Here is an 18713-nt window from a genome sequence, read left to right on the forward strand (position 1 = left end):
CACCGCACGATCATGCGCATAACGCCCGAATCGACGAGGAACTCTACGCACAGCGCTCGATGACCGAAACAGTGAATTCGGCCGTGAAGCGCTCGCTCGGCTTCGCCGTGCGAGCGCGTGAGTGGTATCGAGAGTTTCGCGAGATCGCGCTGATGTGTCTCGTTTATAATATCAAACGTGCCGTCAAACAGTGAAATCCACTGCAGTATGGCGATTCAACAGAGCCGACTATTGAAACAAAACAACACTTACAATTTGTTTGGAGGCACAATGACAAAGCATGACGGAATTGGGCGAGCTTGGACTCTCAAGTTACGAGGAGAAGGCCTATCGAACCCTTCTCGTAACAGGAGCAGTGACGGCAGCTGAACTCTCTGATACTAGTGGAGTCCCAAAAGGCCGTATCTACGACGTACTAAACGGCCTTGAAGCTCGCAAGTTGATCTGGAGACAGTCAAGCGATCCAAATCGGTACGTGGCCGTACAGCCAGAAACCGTCGTCGACAGGCTTCTGGCTGAACGAGCGTATGAACTGAAACAAGAGTGGGATCGTTACCGCGAGAAAGCAGAAACAGTTCGTTCGAACCTTTTGCCGACACCACCAACAGAGAGTAGTTTCTGGCTTGGATCGCTCGGGAGTGACGAAATGAGTACAGCGCTCCAGCAGCATATGCGAACCGCGGAGAATGTTGTCAAAGCAACTGTCGGGCCTCCCTACGAGGATGCGACGTGGGAGACACTCCAATCTGAAGTGGAAGGCTTTTTCGAGGGTGCTAATACGAATTTGTCTGTAGACCTCCTCTTCAGTGAAAAAGCAGTTACCGTACTCCCCGACCGATTCCCACATCTAATTGAAAACCAGCCCGCAGACATAACTGTCAGAAAGACTCCTGAGATTGCGCTTTCGTTTGATATCGTGGACAATGTGGAGGCGACGATTGATGTACTACATCCAGTATCTGGTGAAGACAGGATCGGTGTGATCGGGATCAAAGATTCGCAAGTAGTCTCCGAGTTTGAGCAGTACTTCCAACGACTGTGGACCGATGCTGTTCCCCTCCTTGAGTGAGACAGTGATGATGGGAGGAAGACGTGATGTGATGTAAGTGACTCAAACCGATATTGCCTCTGTGCATTGAGAAGGCCAGTCTCAACTCCCAAATCTCTGACTAGGTATATCGATATGAGATTTATTTTGAGCGAACGCTCGTATTAGTGATAGATAATGGTAGTCGGTAGCACGGAAATCTTATTCAACATCAGTGCCCAAATTATATGTAGGAGAGTAGACTCGTTACACGTTCTATACTGAATGAGGAGATCAAATTGCCAACAACTGGTAAGCAGGCCAGTACAGTCTTGGCCACTATTTGCTAACGTGATTTTTACCGTTATCTTGAGCGATCTCCCCATCTCAAATCTGCTTTTTCGGTGTACACAAGAGATTCATACTAGTGTCCACCGATAGCAATCTGTACCAGCCACCCATAACACTCATCTGTAAAGATAGGCTGTAACTTCTGTCTGTAACGTTAATCTGTAACAACTGTATGCAATAATTTTTTAAGGATAGCTACGCGTGTGAGATGTCTGTACTGGATCAGTTGTACTCGTTCGATGGCCCGTATGAACGCATAGAGTTCAATAGCATGAATATCGTGTTCTCCTTGTCGTGGACCGAGAGCGTCCGTCTCAGCTGTTTCTCATGTGTGTTTCGTGAGGGTGGTCTGTGTCAAATCCAGAGAAAAACCCCAAATCGGAACGCGAACACTACTAGGGTGATGCCTCTCCTTCAGCCAAACGCGAGGCCAAGGTAAATGTCGATGGTCACTGAAACAGATAGATGTTACAGTTCACTGGAACAGACATCAGTTACAGACAATTGGGCCAGTTGTCTGACGCAGATTTATGGTATAGAGAGTCGATCCTTCGAATGCATGATAACAGCCGTCGTCTACTCGGAGTCGGGAGGGACGTACAAAACAACAATGACGGCCAACATCGCCGTAGCGCTAGAGCGAATGGGGCTGAACACGCTCGTTATCGATTTGGATCCACAAGAAGGGAATCTCACTAGTTTGTTCGATGTTGGAGAGCATCGGCACGATTCGGGAGCGGACAACTTGGTCAAGCATATTCTTGAGATGCCCGATGGCGATTTTCGGGACTTGATCGAGACAACGGCGGAGGGGGTCGACATCGTACCGAGCCACGACATGCTCAGTGATTTCACGTCAAATCTCGAGCAGAAAATCTCCTACGAAACGGGAATGCAGAACATGAGTCGCGAGGAGTACCCACGCTTCGAACTGCTCTACAACCTCCTCTGGAACGAGCAGTCATTAAACGAGGAGTACGACGCAATCCTCGTCGATCCGAACGCACGGGCGGAGGACCTCCTCTACAACGCGATCTTTGCGCTACGAACGCTCGTAGCTCCGGTGAAACCAGCAGGGAAAGGGAATCTAAGCCTAGAAGGGCTTGACGAGCTGGTCGGCAATATGAAAGAGCAACTGGGTATCGATATCGGATTATCGTGTATCGTCCCATCGGGGGTCGGACGAACCAACGCTCACCAGCAATATCAAGAACAGTTTGAGGACACGGAGGCGTTCGCGACTCCAGTCGCTATCAGTAATCGAGAGAGCCTGATGGACGCAATGTGGGAGGCGCGTGGGTCGGCGTTCAAAGTCATCGAAGAACGCTGGAAAACCTTCGAGCGGGACGGAGAGATGGTTAGCGAGCCGGGTCAACGTCGAATACGCGATAGAGAGATAGAAACTCTGAGAAAACTGTACAAACTCGCCGAGTTCATCGCAACGAAGACGTTCAAAGAGGAGATCAACCCCGTATTGGAACTCAATATCGTCGACTACGATACACAAACGATTGATGTAAGCAAGGGCACCTCGGAGGCGACGATATGAGCAACTTCAAGTCCGGATCGGGGGATCTCAGTTTTGGTGGTGAGGGTAGTGATGACGAGGAGGTAGCATCCGAAGCGGAAACAGAACCCGGATCGGGGTCCCATGGATCTACCAGTTCGGAACCACCTGCAGAAGAGCCATCGAAACAAGTGGGATCAACGGAGAATGATTCCAACGATCAGTCAGTCTCCTCGGCACACGAATCGGTAGCGCCGAGTGACTCCACAAGCGAATACCCATATTTCGTACGACGGCACAACGTCGGAGACGAGCGGGACGTCCGTCTCGAAATATTCCTCAGAGACGGCGTCGCGAACAAGGAAGGCCAATTTCGGAGCGAACTCGCGGAATGCTTGGAAACAAACGAAGTAGCGAAGACGGACGCTCGAGAGTTTGCGCTTCTCAGGGCGTTCCAAGACCCAGAAGGCGTTGCGGAACTGATGAGGGAAGAAGGATACGGGACCTTCGATTGATCCGACCGTGAAGGTACGGCATCGTCGTTTGTCTCTTTGTCAGTCGCAAGGTTGAGTTCTTGTTGGTGGCAATCGTTTCGAGCGCTTGCTCTTCGGAAGATGTGGCGTCAAGCTGTGGAAACCGACCTGTAGTGTCACAGTGGGGCGGTGTACCTAGAACGTATACCTACAATCTGTTGCTAGTAATGCAATTTCTTTATTCAGTGTGAAACGTGCAACGAGTACATTCCGCGCAGAACTGCGACATTAAGACTGAACAAAACTTCCACACTACCAACTACTGCTATTGGGACGCTTCCCCTCCACCGTTTCCGAAGCTATAGTCCCCACGGCGATGTGAGTTCAAAGTTGGCAGCGAGTCGAGTCCGGAAGCGAATCACTGCCTAAACACTAGATCACCCCTCCGGCATTTCCGAAGCTCTCGACGGTTTGGTTGTGAGGACCGACGGGAGGGGTGTCAACGTTTTTTTTGAGTTGGTCTCTTTCAGAACTGAATACTCAGAATACTTGGAGAAGAGTTGACCAATCCCCTCCACCGTTTCCGGAGCTATCGAGTGGAGACGATCGGGTGGACCCTCACACCACTGTTTCCGAAGCTATCCACGACAGAGAGCGGAGGGGTCCGAGACAACAAGTGGTATTTGCTGGTAAAATGAAAATGACGTAGTTATGTCAATATGACTGGATTAGAACTAGTAGTTAGATCGATGCCTGTGCTAGAATGATCGCTCTACTACGGGTATGGTTTGACCGTTATTGTATTAGTTCTTTTGCCTTCTTAGGTCGCCGTAAGCTGCAGGGGTTCATGTCGTAGCCATAGCTTCGGAAACGGTGGAGTGAGTGTGTTTTATAAACAACCGTAGCTACGGAAAGGGTGGTTGGGATTTATTTATAAACCTGTGAGCTTCGGACGCTTCGGAAGCGGTGGTTTTATCATCCTGTTCTGTGTGGCCACTTCACATGACAATGTTCCAGCGGGATCATCAGGTGTTCGCCGACGCCGAACCACTCGCCGATTCCTACGAACCCGAGAACATTCGTAAGCGCGACGAAGAACTCGAGAAGTATCAACGTGCATTGCAGCCGATTATCGACAACCGTCCGACGTCAAACATCTTTCTCTACGGAAAGACCGGTACCGGAAAGACGGTTGCAACCAAGTTCATGCTCTCCCATCTGGAAAGCGATGCCGCTGGGTACGACGATGTCGACCTCGCGACCGTGTGGGTCGGATGTGAAAACCTCTCGTCGTCGTATCAGGTCGCTGTCGCGCTCGTCAACGAACTTCGCCACCAACAGGGAAGGGAACGAATCAGTACGACTGGATACTCTCAACAACGGGTATTCAATCTCCTTTACGACGAACTCGATTCACTCGGGGGGACCGTCGTCATCGTGCTCGACGAGATCGACAACATCGGCCATTCCGATGATATCCTCTACGGTCTCCCGCGAGCACGGTCGAACAGCTACGTCGAGAACGTCCGCCCAGTTATCGTGGGGATCAGCAACGACTTCCAGTTCAGGGACAATCTCTCACCCAAGGTCAAGGATACACTCGCCGAAAAGGAGATCCTCTTTCCACCGTACGACGCGAACCAGCTCCGGTCAATCCTACAGCCTCGAGCGGAAAAGTCGTTTCACGATAATGTTCTCGTCGACGATGTCGTACCGCTGTGTGCAGCGTTCGCTGCTCAGGATACTGGCTCTGCGCGTCAAGCCATTCGCCTCCTTCGTGAAGCCGGTGAACTCGCTCAGGCAGACGAGTCCGATAGTGTCACCGAAGACCACGTTCGGGCAGCACAGGACGAACTCGAGAAAAACCAACTTCACGAGGGGATGCAGGAACTCACTACTCAGGGCCACGCTGTTCTCTGTGCCCTCGCGTATCACCAGGCACTCGACGAAATTCCGGTACGGTCACGCGATCTCTACGAGCGCTACGTGAAGATTTGTGATCGTCTCGATACGGACGGCGTCAGCGAACGCCGTGTCCGTGACCATCTCTCCGATATGAATATGCTCGGTCTGATCGAACTCAACGAACGAAACGAAGGGCTCTCGGCAGGTCGATACTACGAATACGAACTTAACGTTCCCCTCGAAGCAGTCCTCAGTGTGCTGCTCTCGACGTCTCGCTTCGAAGATATCGCGGACGTCATCAGATCGATCGCGAACGACAACAATCGGCTACAATCCGGAATTTCGGACTACTAATATTTACACCTCGTCAATATTGGATTGGAGACGACTGTTTCAACTTCGAAAGCTCCGGAAGCAGTGGAGGGAACCGAGCCCTTGATAGCTTCGGAAACAGTGGTGAGTAGCTCGTGTTTCTCGAAGATTCCGAATCTCCGACTTCGGGCGCAACCAGCTTCAGGAAAACCTCAAGAGGCGTTGATACCCTTGTGGCACCGATTTTCGACAACGGACTTGCCGAAACCGCTCGCCGAAAGCTTCGGAAACGGTGGTGGGTGATCCAATAGTCGGACCGTGATCTGCCCACGAATTCGGTTCGCCGTCGGCCCTGAGATTATGTTGCTGCAAATAACTATAGCTTCGGAAACGGTGGAGGGTACGTTCATCTGGACGACCAGGGTCTCACACCTGCCCACACACGTACATCCACGCTGCATCCGATCGAGTCGTTCGGGTTTCCAACACGACCAGTGGTGAGAACCCTCTCACTCAACGTGGGATATTCAATCATCTCTCTAAGCTAGTGATGTTTAGGTTTGTAAACACGATTGACCACAACAAATGTGTAGGTGGTGGGCAATGGAACGAACACGGGTTTAGTGACCGATGTGAATCCGAAGAAGGTACGTGACGTTTTCAGAAACTATGACCTAAATTGGATGAGCAATGATGTCTGCGATATCGATAAGCAGCTCGTAGCTCAGGAAGACCGCTGTTGGTTTCGCAGATAGATCCCGTAGCGATTGTCAAAATCTCATCTATAAACCATTCCCAATCGGATTCCCGGAATGAGCCACGGAGTCCGTTTAAGAGAACCTCAGAAATTTCATGGTACTCCCAGTGGCGTTCCCTGTAGCATTGCTTTCCTTATGTAATCTATCACTCCGTAGGTCCGCGTTTTGTTACATAAGGTAAGAGAGCAACAAGTTTGATTCGTTCCCCGTCATATCCAACTCTGGGCATCAATCCTCGTCTAAGTCGTCGTATACAACAAATGTGTAGGCTGGTGACCACCAGACTGTACTCCGGCCAGCCTGTTTCGAGACGAGTTGCCCCTTTTTCTCCAGCTGCTTGAGTCGATTGTGGAGTGCTCGTCGACCGATCGGGAGGACTGTCGCCACCTCGGGCGCAGTCAAGACTGGTTCGTCCGCCTTGCGAAATACCTCAAGGATCTCCCTTTCAGTTACTCGTGGTTTGCGTCCCGGCGTGTCGTCCTCGCTCACTGCTTGTGCGAATCCCGATGATATTCATAAAGTGGTTTTGATCCGCCAGAGGAAGCAATCCTTGATATAGGACATCTGATGCCACCATCGATGGGTTTATGTTATTTCCTCCAGAGGAAGTAACGTATGGACGAGGCCCTCTCAGCCTACGTTCACCGAATCTAGGCTAGCACTATGACCACTGAATCGAAGGTACAGAAAAGCGACAAAGGAGGCAGTGACGAACAACCACTACAGCCAACTGTTGAGACACTCCTTGACGCGATCGGGAGTATGAGTTTCGCTGACTGGTATCAGGAACGCGAATTCGCGAAAAACATCCGAGAGGGTCAGCCCTATTTCAATGGGCCAGGGCGTATCCCGGCACCCGAACGGCATAGCCCTAGTCAATTGCTTCAGTGCCATCGAAAGACGCTCTATCGGCAACACAACGCCCCGGAAGAAGACACCGACCCACAGGGAATTTTCTGGATTGGAACCAAGTTCGAAGAAGAAATCATCGTCCCCTATCTCGCCGAAATCACCAGTCCTGATGAATATGTTCGCAACTCTATTTGGATCGACTTTAGCTGCAAAACGTCTGCTGGCGATATTCGGATCAAAGGTGAAACGGATCCAGTTATCGTTGATCGTAACAGTGAGCCTCTCCTTCTCACTGAGAGCAAGACCAAACGGAGCATCGAGACGCTTGAGAGCCCGGACCCCCACCACGTAGCTCAGACACACTGCTATCTCTACGGTTTGACTCAGAAGTATGACCGGCGCATTACTGATGCAGTTCTCCTCTATGGTAGTCGCACCAGTCTCGACCTCAAAGCCTTCCACATTGAATTCGACCCTTGGTTCTGGCGACAGGTCGTCTTGGATTGGGCGCGTGACCACACGCAGTTCCGCCTCAACGATACACTGCCGCCCGCCACTCCAGAACAGCCTTGGGAATGTAACGTCTGCTCGTATCGTCATCGCTGTGGCAAGGCTGACGAGACGCCCTTCGAAGATGTCGATACGAGGGGTTTCCTCCCACGTCTGGAGTATCCTAAGGAGAAGGTCGTCGACTATCTCGAAAGCAGCGATGGTGGACGTCTCACTCCAACTCTAGCACGGCAATATCCCGACTTACAAGACCAATACGGTGTATACGACTGGGTCTGCCAACGCTGTTCAACCACCTATGCTTTCGAGAAGGTCGATCTGACTGACGTCGTCAATGGCGATGATGCACTCGTCAATACTCCCCCGTGTCCGACCTGTGCTCAGGACCATCACCCTGTTCCTCTGACGGGCCCATCGCCATCGGACCAGCCGAAGAAGTGAATTGGTTAGTCCGTGGCCTACACAGAGGCAGGTGCTACAGCTCTCCCGTATCCTCAGGAATCAGGTCAAAGCCAAGCGCTCGAAAACTACTATTGAACGTGAAGATGTGGTCGACATCACGGTCGGTAGCAAGCGTGGCAGTGAGATGGTCAACGAGTGTTGTCTCATGGTTGTCGTAGCGAGCGAACTCCTGACGAGCGTTCGCGAATGCGAGCGGATCCGCTTGAATCACGTTGAAGCTTCTTGCATCGAGGATATCTCCGAGCGCGCGTGTAGCTGTGTGATGGTCAATCTTGTAGAGCAATAGGGTGGCGAGTTCGCTGAGGACAAATTGGGTCGTATAGAGCGGTGAGTACAGTAGGTCGCCTTCACGAATCGCTTGAAAAACGACTCGTGCTGTCTGGTGGTGCTTGTCGCGGTCGTTGTAGTAGGCGAAGAAAGGTCCAGTGTCGATGAACAGCTCGTCCGCGCTACTCATCCGCTAATGTGTCGGCCAAATTCTCGTCAGCCTGTTCAGCATCTGTCGAGTTAGTCGAAGACCCTGGCTCGGCTGTCCAAAAACTATCCTCGGGAGTGACGTCGCTTGGAGACTTTTCTTCGTCGGAGAGCCACCATATTGCCACTGCACCGATCTTTTTTCGCTCTACGCAATCAGCGTCAGCAAGTTTCCGGAGCCGCTTATCCGCATTCTGACGTGACACGCCGAGTTCGTCAGCGACCTCGCTTGTCCCCGCGGGATCGCGAGCCCGGACAGCAGCCAGTACATCCGCATCTGTGTGGTCGGAAGCGTAGCGCCCACGCTCGTCACGTTCAGTCACGCAACGGACTTCGCTTTCCCGTGTCATAAACCCATTTGCTACCGAAGCTCACCGGAAAGTTTATTCCGGTTGCTACCGTAGCAACTGGCAGAGACAAGCCGGCTCCTTGGGCGCATCTCTGAAAGGAATGCGCCGGGTGCTAGGACACCCGACGCCGGTTGTCTCTTAGCACGACAACCATGTCGAACGACGAAATCAGCGGACAAGAATCCAGCGGCAGCGCCCGACAACCAGCAGCACCTAATGAGCCGGCGGGTATCACCACCGAGAAGACGCTCAAGGGAACGCGGTGGAAGCGTATTCAGCTTGCAGACTGTGTAAGCGTCCAGAACAGCAGCCAAGCAAAGAGGCATCGATGACCGAGGGCGTTGAGGACCCAAGGATAGCAGACCTTGGTCAGGATGTCTTCGTGCGGATCCAGACCGATCTGTTGGTTGTCGGTGATAGTATCATGACCGACCGGCATCACGCCTCAAACGGCAATTATGAGGATGACGATCCGCAAAATCAAATCGGCGGTATCATCCCGGCGTTCAGTCTCTCCGGCTGGCTTCGCCATGGGATGGAAAAAGCCATTCAGGAGCGCGGGGGGACCGCTTGCCACCCTGGTGAGGCGAACGCTAACTTTCGAAAAGACGACGTGTACGCACGTGATCTCGACGCCGGGTATCACCCAAAAGGCGACTGCCTCGACAACGATGGCGATGGTGGCTGTGTCATTCTCGACCTCTTCGGTGGGTTCGAGAATCGTCCCGGTAAGGTAATGCGCCGTCCGATCCAGTTCTCACCTGTTCGTTCGAGTGTAGAGTACACCCGTGGTCAGGCCGAAGGCCATTACAGGCGACTGAATCGGAACGTAGTCTCCCGGAACCCGGAAGATGGCCGCGAACCCCTTCGGAATGTAGAACTCGACGCTGTCGCGAACCTCGACGGGGCATGGCATCTCTCCTTCCGAGAGACCAAACCGGAATTCTTCGCTCTGCTTGCTGAAGGCATCGAGTACCTCAACGAACACCAGACGGATTTCATGCACCAGCTCGGCGGTGCGCGGAACTTCGGTGGAGGCATCGTCGAGTGCGAATTAGTGAACCCGCTCTACAAGGAACGTGAACTCCGGCGGGTATTCGATCGCGGCAAGGGCACCACGGAGAAGATGGACGACAAAGACAGTGAGTGGGCCGACGAGCACCTGCCGGAACTTCGATCGGCACTCGCAGAACGTGTAGAGGCTGAGCCATGAGCGAGGCGATGCTTCGTGCCTATCGCCACGATGCACACAAGTTCACTGGCGAGAGCCACGACGACGCCCGAGAGACGTTCGCTGGCGTTCGGGTAAACCAGACCGTTCCGGAGGGCGCGGATGGCGATGCAGCGGCGCTTTCGCGCCCACAAGGGGAACAAGAACGGACCGTTCCGACACACAATGATCACTACCGACTCTCGCTCTTTTCTGGCGAGAGCAGCTACGACCCAGAAGGGTTCTCACAAGCGACTATCGAGAACGACGTACGTGAACTGCTCGTGGCTAAGAGTGCGGAGACAGCCCACAAACGGTGGCTGAGAAGCGGTGTGGCTGCTAAGTTCAACGAGTCCGTCTATCATCCCTACACGAGTCTGAAATACCATACACTGCTCGTGGGGGCACTGCTCGACAACTATGACGAGGACCACGAGTTCACTGACCTCCGGCTCATCGTTGATCCGCCGGGCGAGGTCGTCCCGTTCCGCACTGTTTTCGTCGGCGAGCGGTTCGCGCTCCGAATCGCCCCGGATAGTGATAGCCGGCCGTCCGCTCGATTGGGAAGTCGTCCGTGGCGGTCGTGGGCGTCAGTGTGGAACCGCCTGACAGCGCACCCATTGGAGACCGACCATAGCAAGTACGACATGACCCTCGATGCCAACTTGCGCCGGATTCAGTCGTGGAGCACCGCGCTCCAGTACATCGAGGACTTCGTCATGTGGAGGCCCGATCGATGACGCGGATTCAGCAAGTCCTCTGGGAGCTACAGATGGACTACATCGGTCATCCGTACTACGTCTCAGGGAACGCCATCTTGCATGCGCTCGGGCAGCACCTTGACTCCGAGACGCACGGTGCGCTCTCGGCGAGCCATGGGGTGTTTGTACCCGGTCAGTTTGGGAAATTCCCTAAGGAACACAGCCAGTCGGGGACCCGTCCGTACCTCGGAAGTGGCCTTCCTGCAGTAGAAGCCTACGACGATCTTTTCCTCCAGCGAGAGATGCTACATCCCTGGTTATTGGATACCCGTGCTCGAGACGCACTGAACACTCATGACCTTCGCATCCAGGGTGGCCACCCGACCCTTGCTCACGAAACCATCATGGGCCGGCGAGAGAACCAGCATAAGCAACAGCAGACGACGAAATGGTACGTCCACGCCTACCTTCATGCCAACGACTCGGAGGTACTTCCGCTCGGCGAGAACGTGCTGGAAGGGCTGCAGTTCGGCGGAAAGCGAAACTATGGATATGGAGTGGTTTCGCTCAAAGATACTCAAATCGTAGCGCTTGACGATCTGGACTACTCACGGCTTGAGGATGCGGAGACGTATCTTATCAAACTCGTGACTCCATTCGTGCTCCGATCAGAGTATCCGGGCACGAATGACCGCGTGGTTCCATGGTGGTGGGCAGAGAGCCACGATGATATCCGGCTTCGCGAAGAGAAAATTCTCGAACAACGGAAGGTTTTCAGCCTGGAAACGGTAGACTATGGTCAAGTCATGAGATACCTCGGAAACCGCCCAGCCGAGACCGCGAAGAATGGTCTTTTGCGGATCGGATCACACTCTCGATATGGCTTTGGTGAAATTCGGATCAAACCGCTTGAGGATCGTTAGCTGAAATCAGAGAGGAACTGCTAATCAGGCCATGATTGAACTTAAAAGATCCCTGAATCAATCGATAAAAGACCACGATGCAGGCTGAATAAAGAAATCGCATTACCAACAACTTGTGCTGTGAAGAATGTCAGCAGACTGCGATAGTCCTCCCACATGAAGGGACCACCGAAGCTCTCTATGAAATATATACGCCTGTCAGCAACCCTCTCGATGAGTATGGGATAGCAGCCTATTCCCTCGCCCCACACGGAGTAGACTGGAACCCCGAAGAAATACTGGAGACTGTATCGGGCATCCCGCTCGAAAAGTTCACCGAGCGTTACACCGCCGGTATGTCGACAGTCGGGCACGCCGAGATCGTCGACTTTCTCCGTCGGAACAACATCGACATTCGAAAGCTCATAGACAAATCAGGGAGCATGAGAGTCACATCGGACGCGAAAGAAGCCCTCCAACAGAAGTTCAACAAAGCGGCTCTCCGCGACCAGTACAAATCCTGAAAGGAAGTGATAGTCAGGGCGCACTCTCTATCGGCTCAGAATCGCGGGTATTCATGCGACACCTGAAGATTCTCAGTGATCCATTCTCGTACTGATGTAGGGTCGGGCACCGAACTGTACGTTGTAGATCGGGCCTCATCTTTCTCCCAATGAATCACCAAGTCACCGGATGAAAACACCCTATCCAAAGGCGAGCGACTTCCGACGTCCACAGCTGCTATATCGTCCATCGAGATGGCTGATACGTACTCGCCCCATTTTCGATAGGTGGCCTTCGTCGTGACTGCATAGCACTTCTTCCGATGTGACCAATACGTGTATCCAGCAATACCGATTCCTACAACGCATATCACAGCCCCCAAGATCAAGAGTGGCAACTGAGCATTCGATGGGACCGCACCCAGGATTTGAAACGAAGCTATACTGAGGATAGCCCCACCGCCGATGAGAAACAGGAGGCTCACTAAGAGCCCCGGTATGAGTTCTTTTGGGCTCTCACGAGCTTCCCAGAGGAGCTCCTCGTCGTCATCCAGTGAGAAATAGGTAGACGAAGGACCACCTCGCTTGGGTCGACCATCGTCCACCGAAACGGTATTCCCCGCCTGTTGAGAGTCCGCTTCGGTTCGATGAGGAGTGCTTTGTCCCATTGGTTGCGAAAGAGTTGCTTGCTGGTTATTTGCCGTCGTCCTTATACGTTACTCGCGTGCGTCCCCTTCGTTGAATACTCCCACCTCGCAAGAGAGTTTAAGGCCACGACAAGCAAGCATAGGATATGAAACGGGATCACATCCGCGTTGTTCCCACGTCGGAAGACATCTCAGGGCGAGACGTTGCATCCACGATCGCGACTCTCCATGCAATCTGGGACGACCAATCCATAAGCAAGCTCGATAAATGGCTTCCCACTCGCTCAGGGTCGAAAGAACCGATCAACTACACCTTCCATATCGTTTCGATGGGGGAGGATGAAGCGGTCGAGATGTACTATCACGTCGACAACGACGAACATATCGATACCCTCAAAGAACGGCTCGACTCCATCTACCCCGCGACATTCAGTGTCGAGAAGGTCCATACCGATATTGTCGGGAAACTCATCGAACCCATCGAATACGATCGCGATGATTTCCTCCGAAAGCTCGAGCAAGACGAGCTCTACTACGATTATCGCACTGACAATAGAATGGATATGACGCGGGTTCTTTCCGAAGAACGCGAACCCAGATACGGAGAGGACGGAATCGAATACGACGTTCGTCCGCGTGCGAATCTCGATTCGGAGATGTTCCAGCGGAATAGCCGATTCCTCCACGGGGAAAGCCTCTCTCTACGTATCAACCGAATGGATAGGGTACCGAGCGATGGTCTCCTGAATACGCTTCGTCGACCCACCGTAGCTTCTCTGGCCGATCCTGACCCTGAAGTAGTGAAAGCGGTCCTCGATTCAAAGCGAGAATCTGACCACGGGTCGGGATCTGGCATCGCAACAGATGGGGCAGGGACCACACAGACTGAATACCCCGAGGACGCACCTCTCCCCCTCGCTCATGGAGATCTAACCCCTGACGAACCCCGGACAGCGAACACGTCTTATCTCGGCGAAGCAGGGACGAAGATCGTCGATACAGTCTTCGCACGACCACCACTAAAAGAACTCACGCCAGTTGGTATCCGGTGGAGAGCGAAGGTAGACCAGACAGACGACTGGATGACGTCGCTCAAGCGATTCAGCGAAAAAGTCTATACGAGCGCCAGCTCCGACGAGATAGAAGCTCACGAGGGCGAACCACCACTCACTACCGTCATCGAGTACCTCACGAAGTCGAAGCAACCTCTCGCCGTCCAGATCCGTTTCTCGCCGATGGAAAATTGGACCAAAGCGCGAGAAGACCGCGAAGACGAAATCCAGCAAGTCGAACAACGTGGGAGCGAATGGACTCGCTTCTTCACGGGAATCTTCGAAACCAGCCAGCCAGTACCAGAACACGAGGACGAATACTACTACAATCAGGCCCCCGAACCGGCTCCAGAGGAGCCTATCGAGCCGCTCGAAGGGAGTGACGATGCAAACCGTATGCGAATGCTCGAGGAGGTGCAACAGCGCCGTTCCTTCCTCGTCAATATGTCTGCGTTTGCTGTCTTAGGCCCCGATCAACAGAGCCCGGATAGCGAATTAGACCACCGACTCAACCAGCTCACCTCAGCGTTCCAGGCGTTCAACGGGCCACTGTATAACGTCGTAGGGGAGCGACTCGGCGGGGGGTATCTCGCCGACAAGGACCTCAACAGGGAGTTCGAGCGTTTCATCAATCACACCGTCGACACCAGCAACACCCACTTCTGGAATCCAAGCAAGCCACGGATCGACTTCGTTCTTGACCCAGAGGAGCTCGCAAACTTCATCGTCGTCCCACCGACGCACCACCTCTCGGTCGAGGCCACGCGGGGCACACGCGCCCAGCAACAGACTCAAAGCCCGCTCCCACGCCCACACTCCGGCGTGATGGATCGACTCCGTGGGGCGCTCGAAGTCGGGTACGCGCTCAATCAGAACGGCCATCCCGAGGACGAGCCCGTAGGCGTTCCCGTCTCGTCGCTCACGAAGCACTACGCCCGCTTCGCCGCGACAGGTGGCGGGAAGAGTATCGCCGCCGAGAACGACCAGCTCGCGCTCTCACGCAACACCTCCGGCCCGATGTTCATTGTCGACGCGAAGGGCGGTGGCTATCTCAGGGACTACATGCGCGCCTACAGGGCCGAGTTCGGCAAGGAAGCACTGGAGGAGAACATCATCTACTTCGACTTCCCCGACGAGCTACCGGGGATCTCCTTTTTCGACATCCGTCAGGCGATGGCCGGCGGGAAGGACCGACAGGACGCCGTACAGGACGTCGCAGATCAGTTCGTCGAAATCCTGAAAGTCGTGTTCGGTCACCAGCGCTTCGAGGAAGCGAAAACTGCTGGGAATCTCATCCGCTACTTCGTGAAGATCCTGTTCGACAAGAAGTACGGTCGCGAACACGGCTTCAACCGCGAATCCACCGATTTCTTCGCGTACAAGGATCTCGAGTGGCTGATCGCCCGGCTCGAAACCGTCGCGAACAGCGAGGAGTACGGCAAGCTCCCCAAGACGAGCAACGATCAGGTCGAGATGCGGGTTCACCGCCGGATCGAGAACAGTCCCGACTCGTTCCTCAACAGCCTGGAAGGTGTCAAATCCCGACTGGACGAGGTGTTTCAGGACCCACGCCTCCGCCAGATATTCAACAACACCAGCCCGGAACTCAGCTTCCAGGAGCTGCTGGAGAGCGACAAGCAGGTGCTATTCGACCTCGGCGATCTCCGGAACAGTTCAGCCGACACCGTGACCGGCATCTTCATGATCACGCTGTTCACGGCGCTCAAGAACCACGACATGAGTACCAAGCCGGACGACTACCTCGTCAACCTCCAGATAGACGAGGCCGCGAAAGTCGTCGTCTCCGAGCCGATGCGAGAGTTCCTTCAGGAAGGTCGTGAGTTCAGACTCTGCCTCGGGATGATGACGCAGTTCCCCGAACAGATCAAGCTCGAGGGCAATCAGACCGTCTTCAAGAACGTCCTCAACAACGTTCGGACCACGCTCGCCGGGAACGTCCCCTTCGATGAAGACCTCGCGGAAGCCTTCTCACACGAGGATATGGACGCCGAGGAAGCGAAGTACCGACTCCGGAACATGGCCGACGGTGAGTGGATGGTCAAGACGCTCGATCCCGGCTGGGGAGAGGGCCACCCGCCACCGTTCAGCATCCGCACGATGGACATTCCACCCGGCCATCCCGAGAGCGACGACCCTCTCACAGCCGAGCAGGAAAACGAGTTCCAACGGATCGTCGAGGAGATCCGAGAGAGGGCCGCGAACGAGTACGGCGTGGTCGACGATCGCGAGATTTCAGAGCTCAGTGTGCCCCCGTCGGTGCAGTCCGTGGTGGGGGTCTCAGAGAACATCGATGAGTTGATCGCGAAGGCGATCGGGGCCGTTCAGATCGATTCTGGAAGCGAAGCGCGGGCCGAAAACGACCCCGTTCTCGCGAGCGATGTGCTCGAAAAGGTCCACGACTACTACACCAAATCGGCACAGAAAGCCAAAAGTGATGACTCGATCCCAAGCCTCGATGAAGCGAGTGACGAGTACGCGCCACCCAACCCAACCATGCTGATCGAGACGGCGCGAAATCGGTCTGACCTGATCGACGTCGAGCCCGACAAGACCGCGACCGACCCGCAGATGATCCTCACCGAAGCCGGCGAAGAATCGATTCAGATCGAGACTGGCGACGTCAAATCGTCGGGTGGCGAGGGACATGATTCCATGCTCGAAGCCATCGAACACAAGTTCGGCAGAGAGGGCTTTACGGTCAACGTTCTGGAGCAGGATGGAAGCGATATGCCGGATGCTACTGCGGAGCACACGGCACTCAATGACACACTCGTTTTGGAGGCCGAGACCACCACCCCGACAAAGCCTCCCAAGGTGCTCGAAAATCTCAAAAAGGCTCAGCGAATGGACGGCACTCCAGTGTTCGTCGTGAAGCCAGGAGAGGACGACGTCGACGTAGACGAGTCAGGACACGACGATGAATACTGGGCGCGGCGGGTCGAAAATGTACTCGCTGATCCCGTGAAGAAAACCGAGGAAGATTCGGGGGTAATCCACTACTACGTCAGCGATTATCTGTTCCGAATCAACGACAAAGTACCAGCAATCAGACCTGTAACTGGAGACAAAGGTCGGACCAAATGGACTCGCGAAGACGGCGACCTCGTAGTCCGAGATGGGGAGGGGAACGAACACGCTCGCATCTCGAGTTTGGATGCAGCTGGGATCACCGACGTTCCCGCGATCGATATGTATGACGAGTACGCAGAGAAACATACCGTCCAACGGAAAGATCAGCCTGACTTAGAGTATGAGTCACTTGACGAGTTAGAAGAGGAGTGGGTGCGGATCAAACGCCCCGCGATCCCTGACGAAATGCTCCCCAACCCAGAGTACGATCGCGGCGATTACCACATCGTGATCCTCTCACCAGACAACGACGACCAGCCCATGTTCTATCGTGACGGCGATACCTTCCCGCTCGCTCCACCGACCCAGGAGCCCGCCGAAACCGACGCCGAAGCCGGGAATGATTCAGACAGCGAAGCCACGAACGAAACCAATTCTATCAGCCCCGAGGACGGGCTAAACGAACCGGCTACCGAGACCGATTCCGAGCCGGCTTCCCCGACCGCGAACGACGGAATCACTCGGGATTCTGATACAGACGAATCGGCCACCGAGAGCGACGAGTCGGAGGTCGAGGAACCCCCCGAGGATGAACTCGGCGGGAAGGACGAAGGGGTGGCTGCGTTTGCTGACGAGTGCCTCGTCCAAGACGAGGATGCGATCACTCCCATCACGATCATCTACCCTGCCTACGAAGCGTTCATCGAGGAGCATCGGTTCGAGAAACGCCGCAAAAATCAGTTCTCTCGCTCACTCAAGAAGGCGGTTGAGTTCGACATCGAAACCGACCGAGTAGAGATCGATGGCACCTCGACCGCTCGGTATCTCGGTGTCGGCTTGGTTTCCCAGTAGGCATCTCTATCACTATCTGATTGTTGATAGAAACGGCTATTTCGACCTGATTTTCGACCTTCGAGTAAATCCCCCTCATCATCCGTAACCGGGCGTTTGAGACGATTTCGAGGATGAATCGGGGTTACACTCACCCATTCTCTCCGTCGAATTCGCTCTATCCCCTTCTGAATCGGGTTTGAGACCTTCTGAGGATGATTCAGCTCTCGAACTTCGCGATGATTTCTGTCTGAAACCTGATCGTCCGGTATCGTTGCTCAGAAGCCGTCTAGGGATGATTCTTGGATGATACGGGGTCGGGCGATTTACTCATCATCCAAAATTCATCCTCAGAGACCTTCTACCCATGATCTCATCCTCTCAGGAGGGGGTGGTTAGTCGAAAAACGACCAATATAGACAGGGGGGTGGGCCTCATTATTCCAGGTGCGGGGGAGAGCGGCATTGAGAGTCTCTCAAGGAGATGAAAGGTAGAGGGCTACCTTTCAGGTCGCACCGGGGTGAGGAGGAGCGAGGATAGCTTGTGATCGATGCTAATTTGAGAGAAGCAAGTAACCCCATGACCCCCAAGATGAGAGCGACAGCACCCACCCGAAAAGAGAGGTTGAGTAGGACCGCCTCGAGAAAGGTAGTAGTTGGAAACCCAAAGTGGAGTGTAGACAGCACCGCCCCGGACCAGGAGAGAAAACGAGACCATTCGAATAGCAGCTGGGGACCGGAAGGATGGATGAAAACTGACCCAGGACACACCCCGCAACGAGTGAGGAAAGAAGGTG

Annotated in this window: 13 protein-coding genes and 1 pseudogene; 11 read left to right on the top strand and 3 right to left on the bottom strand. The window is 54.0% G+C overall.

Features of this window, described 5'->3' with window-relative positions:
• The 5 genes and pseudogenes from GT355_RS16600 to GT355_RS16620 form a co-directional block, all read left to right on the top strand.
• Nucleotides 1–194: pseudogene (locus tag GT355_RS16600) on the top strand (IS5/IS1182 family transposase); the annotation flags it as partial.
• 86 nt (nucleotides 195–280) lie between these two features.
• Entirely contained in the window at nucleotides 281–1069 is a 789-nt protein-coding gene (locus GT355_RS16605) for a TrmB family transcriptional regulator (RefSeq protein ID WP_160135652.1), read from the top strand.
• Between the two features lie 868 nt (nucleotides 1070–1937).
• Nucleotides 1938–2927 (top strand): ParA family protein, encoded by a 990-nt coding sequence (locus GT355_RS16610; protein ID WP_160135653.1) that lies wholly within the window; start codon nucleotides 1938–1940, stop codon nucleotides 2925–2927.
• The gene (locus GT355_RS16615) at nucleotides 2924–3400 is read left to right on the top strand and encodes a DUF7970 domain-containing protein (RefSeq protein ID WP_160135654.1); all 477 of its coding nucleotides are present in this window, start codon (nucleotides 2924–2926) and stop codon (nucleotides 3398–3400) included. The genes GT355_RS16610 and GT355_RS16615 overlap by 4 nt, the downstream gene beginning before the upstream one ends.
• Before the next feature lie 960 nt (nucleotides 3401–4360).
• Nucleotides 4361–5617 carry an orc1/cdc6 family replication initiation protein gene (locus GT355_RS16620; protein ID WP_160135655.1) on the top strand — a complete coding sequence of 419 codons (1257 nt, stop codon included), beginning with the start codon at nucleotides 4361–4363 and terminating at the stop codon, nucleotides 5615–5617.
• Nucleotides 5618–6561: 944 nt separating this feature from the next.
• Here GT355_RS16620 and GT355_RS16625 read toward each other — a convergent pair.
• Entirely contained in the window at nucleotides 6562–6822 is a 261-nt protein-coding gene (locus GT355_RS16625) for a winged helix-turn-helix domain-containing protein (protein WP_160135656.1), read from the bottom strand.
• 273 nt (nucleotides 6823–7095) lie between these two features.
• Between GT355_RS16625 and GT355_RS16630 the strand changes: the two genes are divergently transcribed.
• Entirely contained in the window at nucleotides 7096–8136 is a 1041-nt protein-coding gene (locus GT355_RS16630) for a CRISPR-associated protein Cas4 (protein WP_240145867.1), read from the top strand.
• Between the two features lie 34 nt (nucleotides 8137–8170).
• Here the strand turns inward: GT355_RS16630 and GT355_RS16635 are convergent, their stop codons facing one another.
• A complete protein-coding gene (locus tag GT355_RS16635) occupies nucleotides 8171–8614 on the bottom strand; it encodes a type II toxin-antitoxin system VapC family toxin (RefSeq protein ID WP_160135658.1) in 444 nt (147 codons plus the stop codon).
• Complete coding sequence (locus GT355_RS16640; protein ID WP_205250468.1) at nucleotides 8607–8954, bottom strand: winged helix-turn-helix domain-containing protein; 348 nt, start codon at nucleotides 8952–8954, stop codon at nucleotides 8607–8609. Before GT355_RS16640 ends, GT355_RS16635 begins: the two co-directional genes overlap by 8 nt.
• A 355-nt stretch (nucleotides 8955–9309) precedes the next feature.
• Between GT355_RS16640 and GT355_RS16645 the strand changes: the two genes are divergently transcribed.
• From GT355_RS16645 to GT355_RS16665, 5 genes are all read left to right on the top strand, one after another.
• The gene (locus tag GT355_RS16645) at nucleotides 9310–10194 is read left to right on the top strand and encodes a hypothetical protein (protein WP_160135660.1); all 885 of its coding nucleotides are present in this window, start codon (nucleotides 9310–9312) and stop codon (nucleotides 10192–10194) included.
• Nucleotides 10191–10931 carry a DUF8168 family protein gene (locus GT355_RS16650; RefSeq protein ID WP_160135661.1) on the top strand — a complete coding sequence of 247 codons (741 nt, stop codon included), beginning with the start codon at nucleotides 10191–10193 and terminating at the stop codon, nucleotides 10929–10931. Before GT355_RS16645 ends, GT355_RS16650 begins: the two co-directional genes overlap by 4 nt.
• Nucleotides 10928–11815 carry a hypothetical protein gene (locus GT355_RS16655; protein WP_192928044.1) on the top strand — a complete coding sequence of 296 codons (888 nt, stop codon included), beginning with the start codon at nucleotides 10928–10930 and terminating at the stop codon, nucleotides 11813–11815. The genes GT355_RS16650 and GT355_RS16655 overlap by 4 nt, the downstream gene beginning before the upstream one ends.
• Nucleotides 11816–11928: 113 nt before the next feature.
• Nucleotides 11929–12318, top strand: a complete 390-nt coding sequence (locus GT355_RS16660) for a hypothetical protein (RefSeq protein ID WP_160135663.1) — start codon at nucleotides 11929–11931, stop codon at nucleotides 12316–12318.
• Between the two features lie 772 nt (nucleotides 12319–13090).
• Nucleotides 13091–17938, top strand: coding sequence for a primase-like DNA-binding domain-containing protein (locus tag GT355_RS16665; RefSeq protein WP_160135664.1), 4848 nt, complete (start codon nucleotides 13091–13093; stop codon nucleotides 17936–17938).
• The last annotated feature ends 775 nt before the right edge of the window (nucleotides 17939–18713 follow it).

The organism is Halococcus salsus, assembly GCF_009900715.1.
Classification (GTDB): Archaea; Halobacteriota; Halobacteria; order Halobacteriales; family Halococcaceae; genus Halococcus; species Halococcus salsus.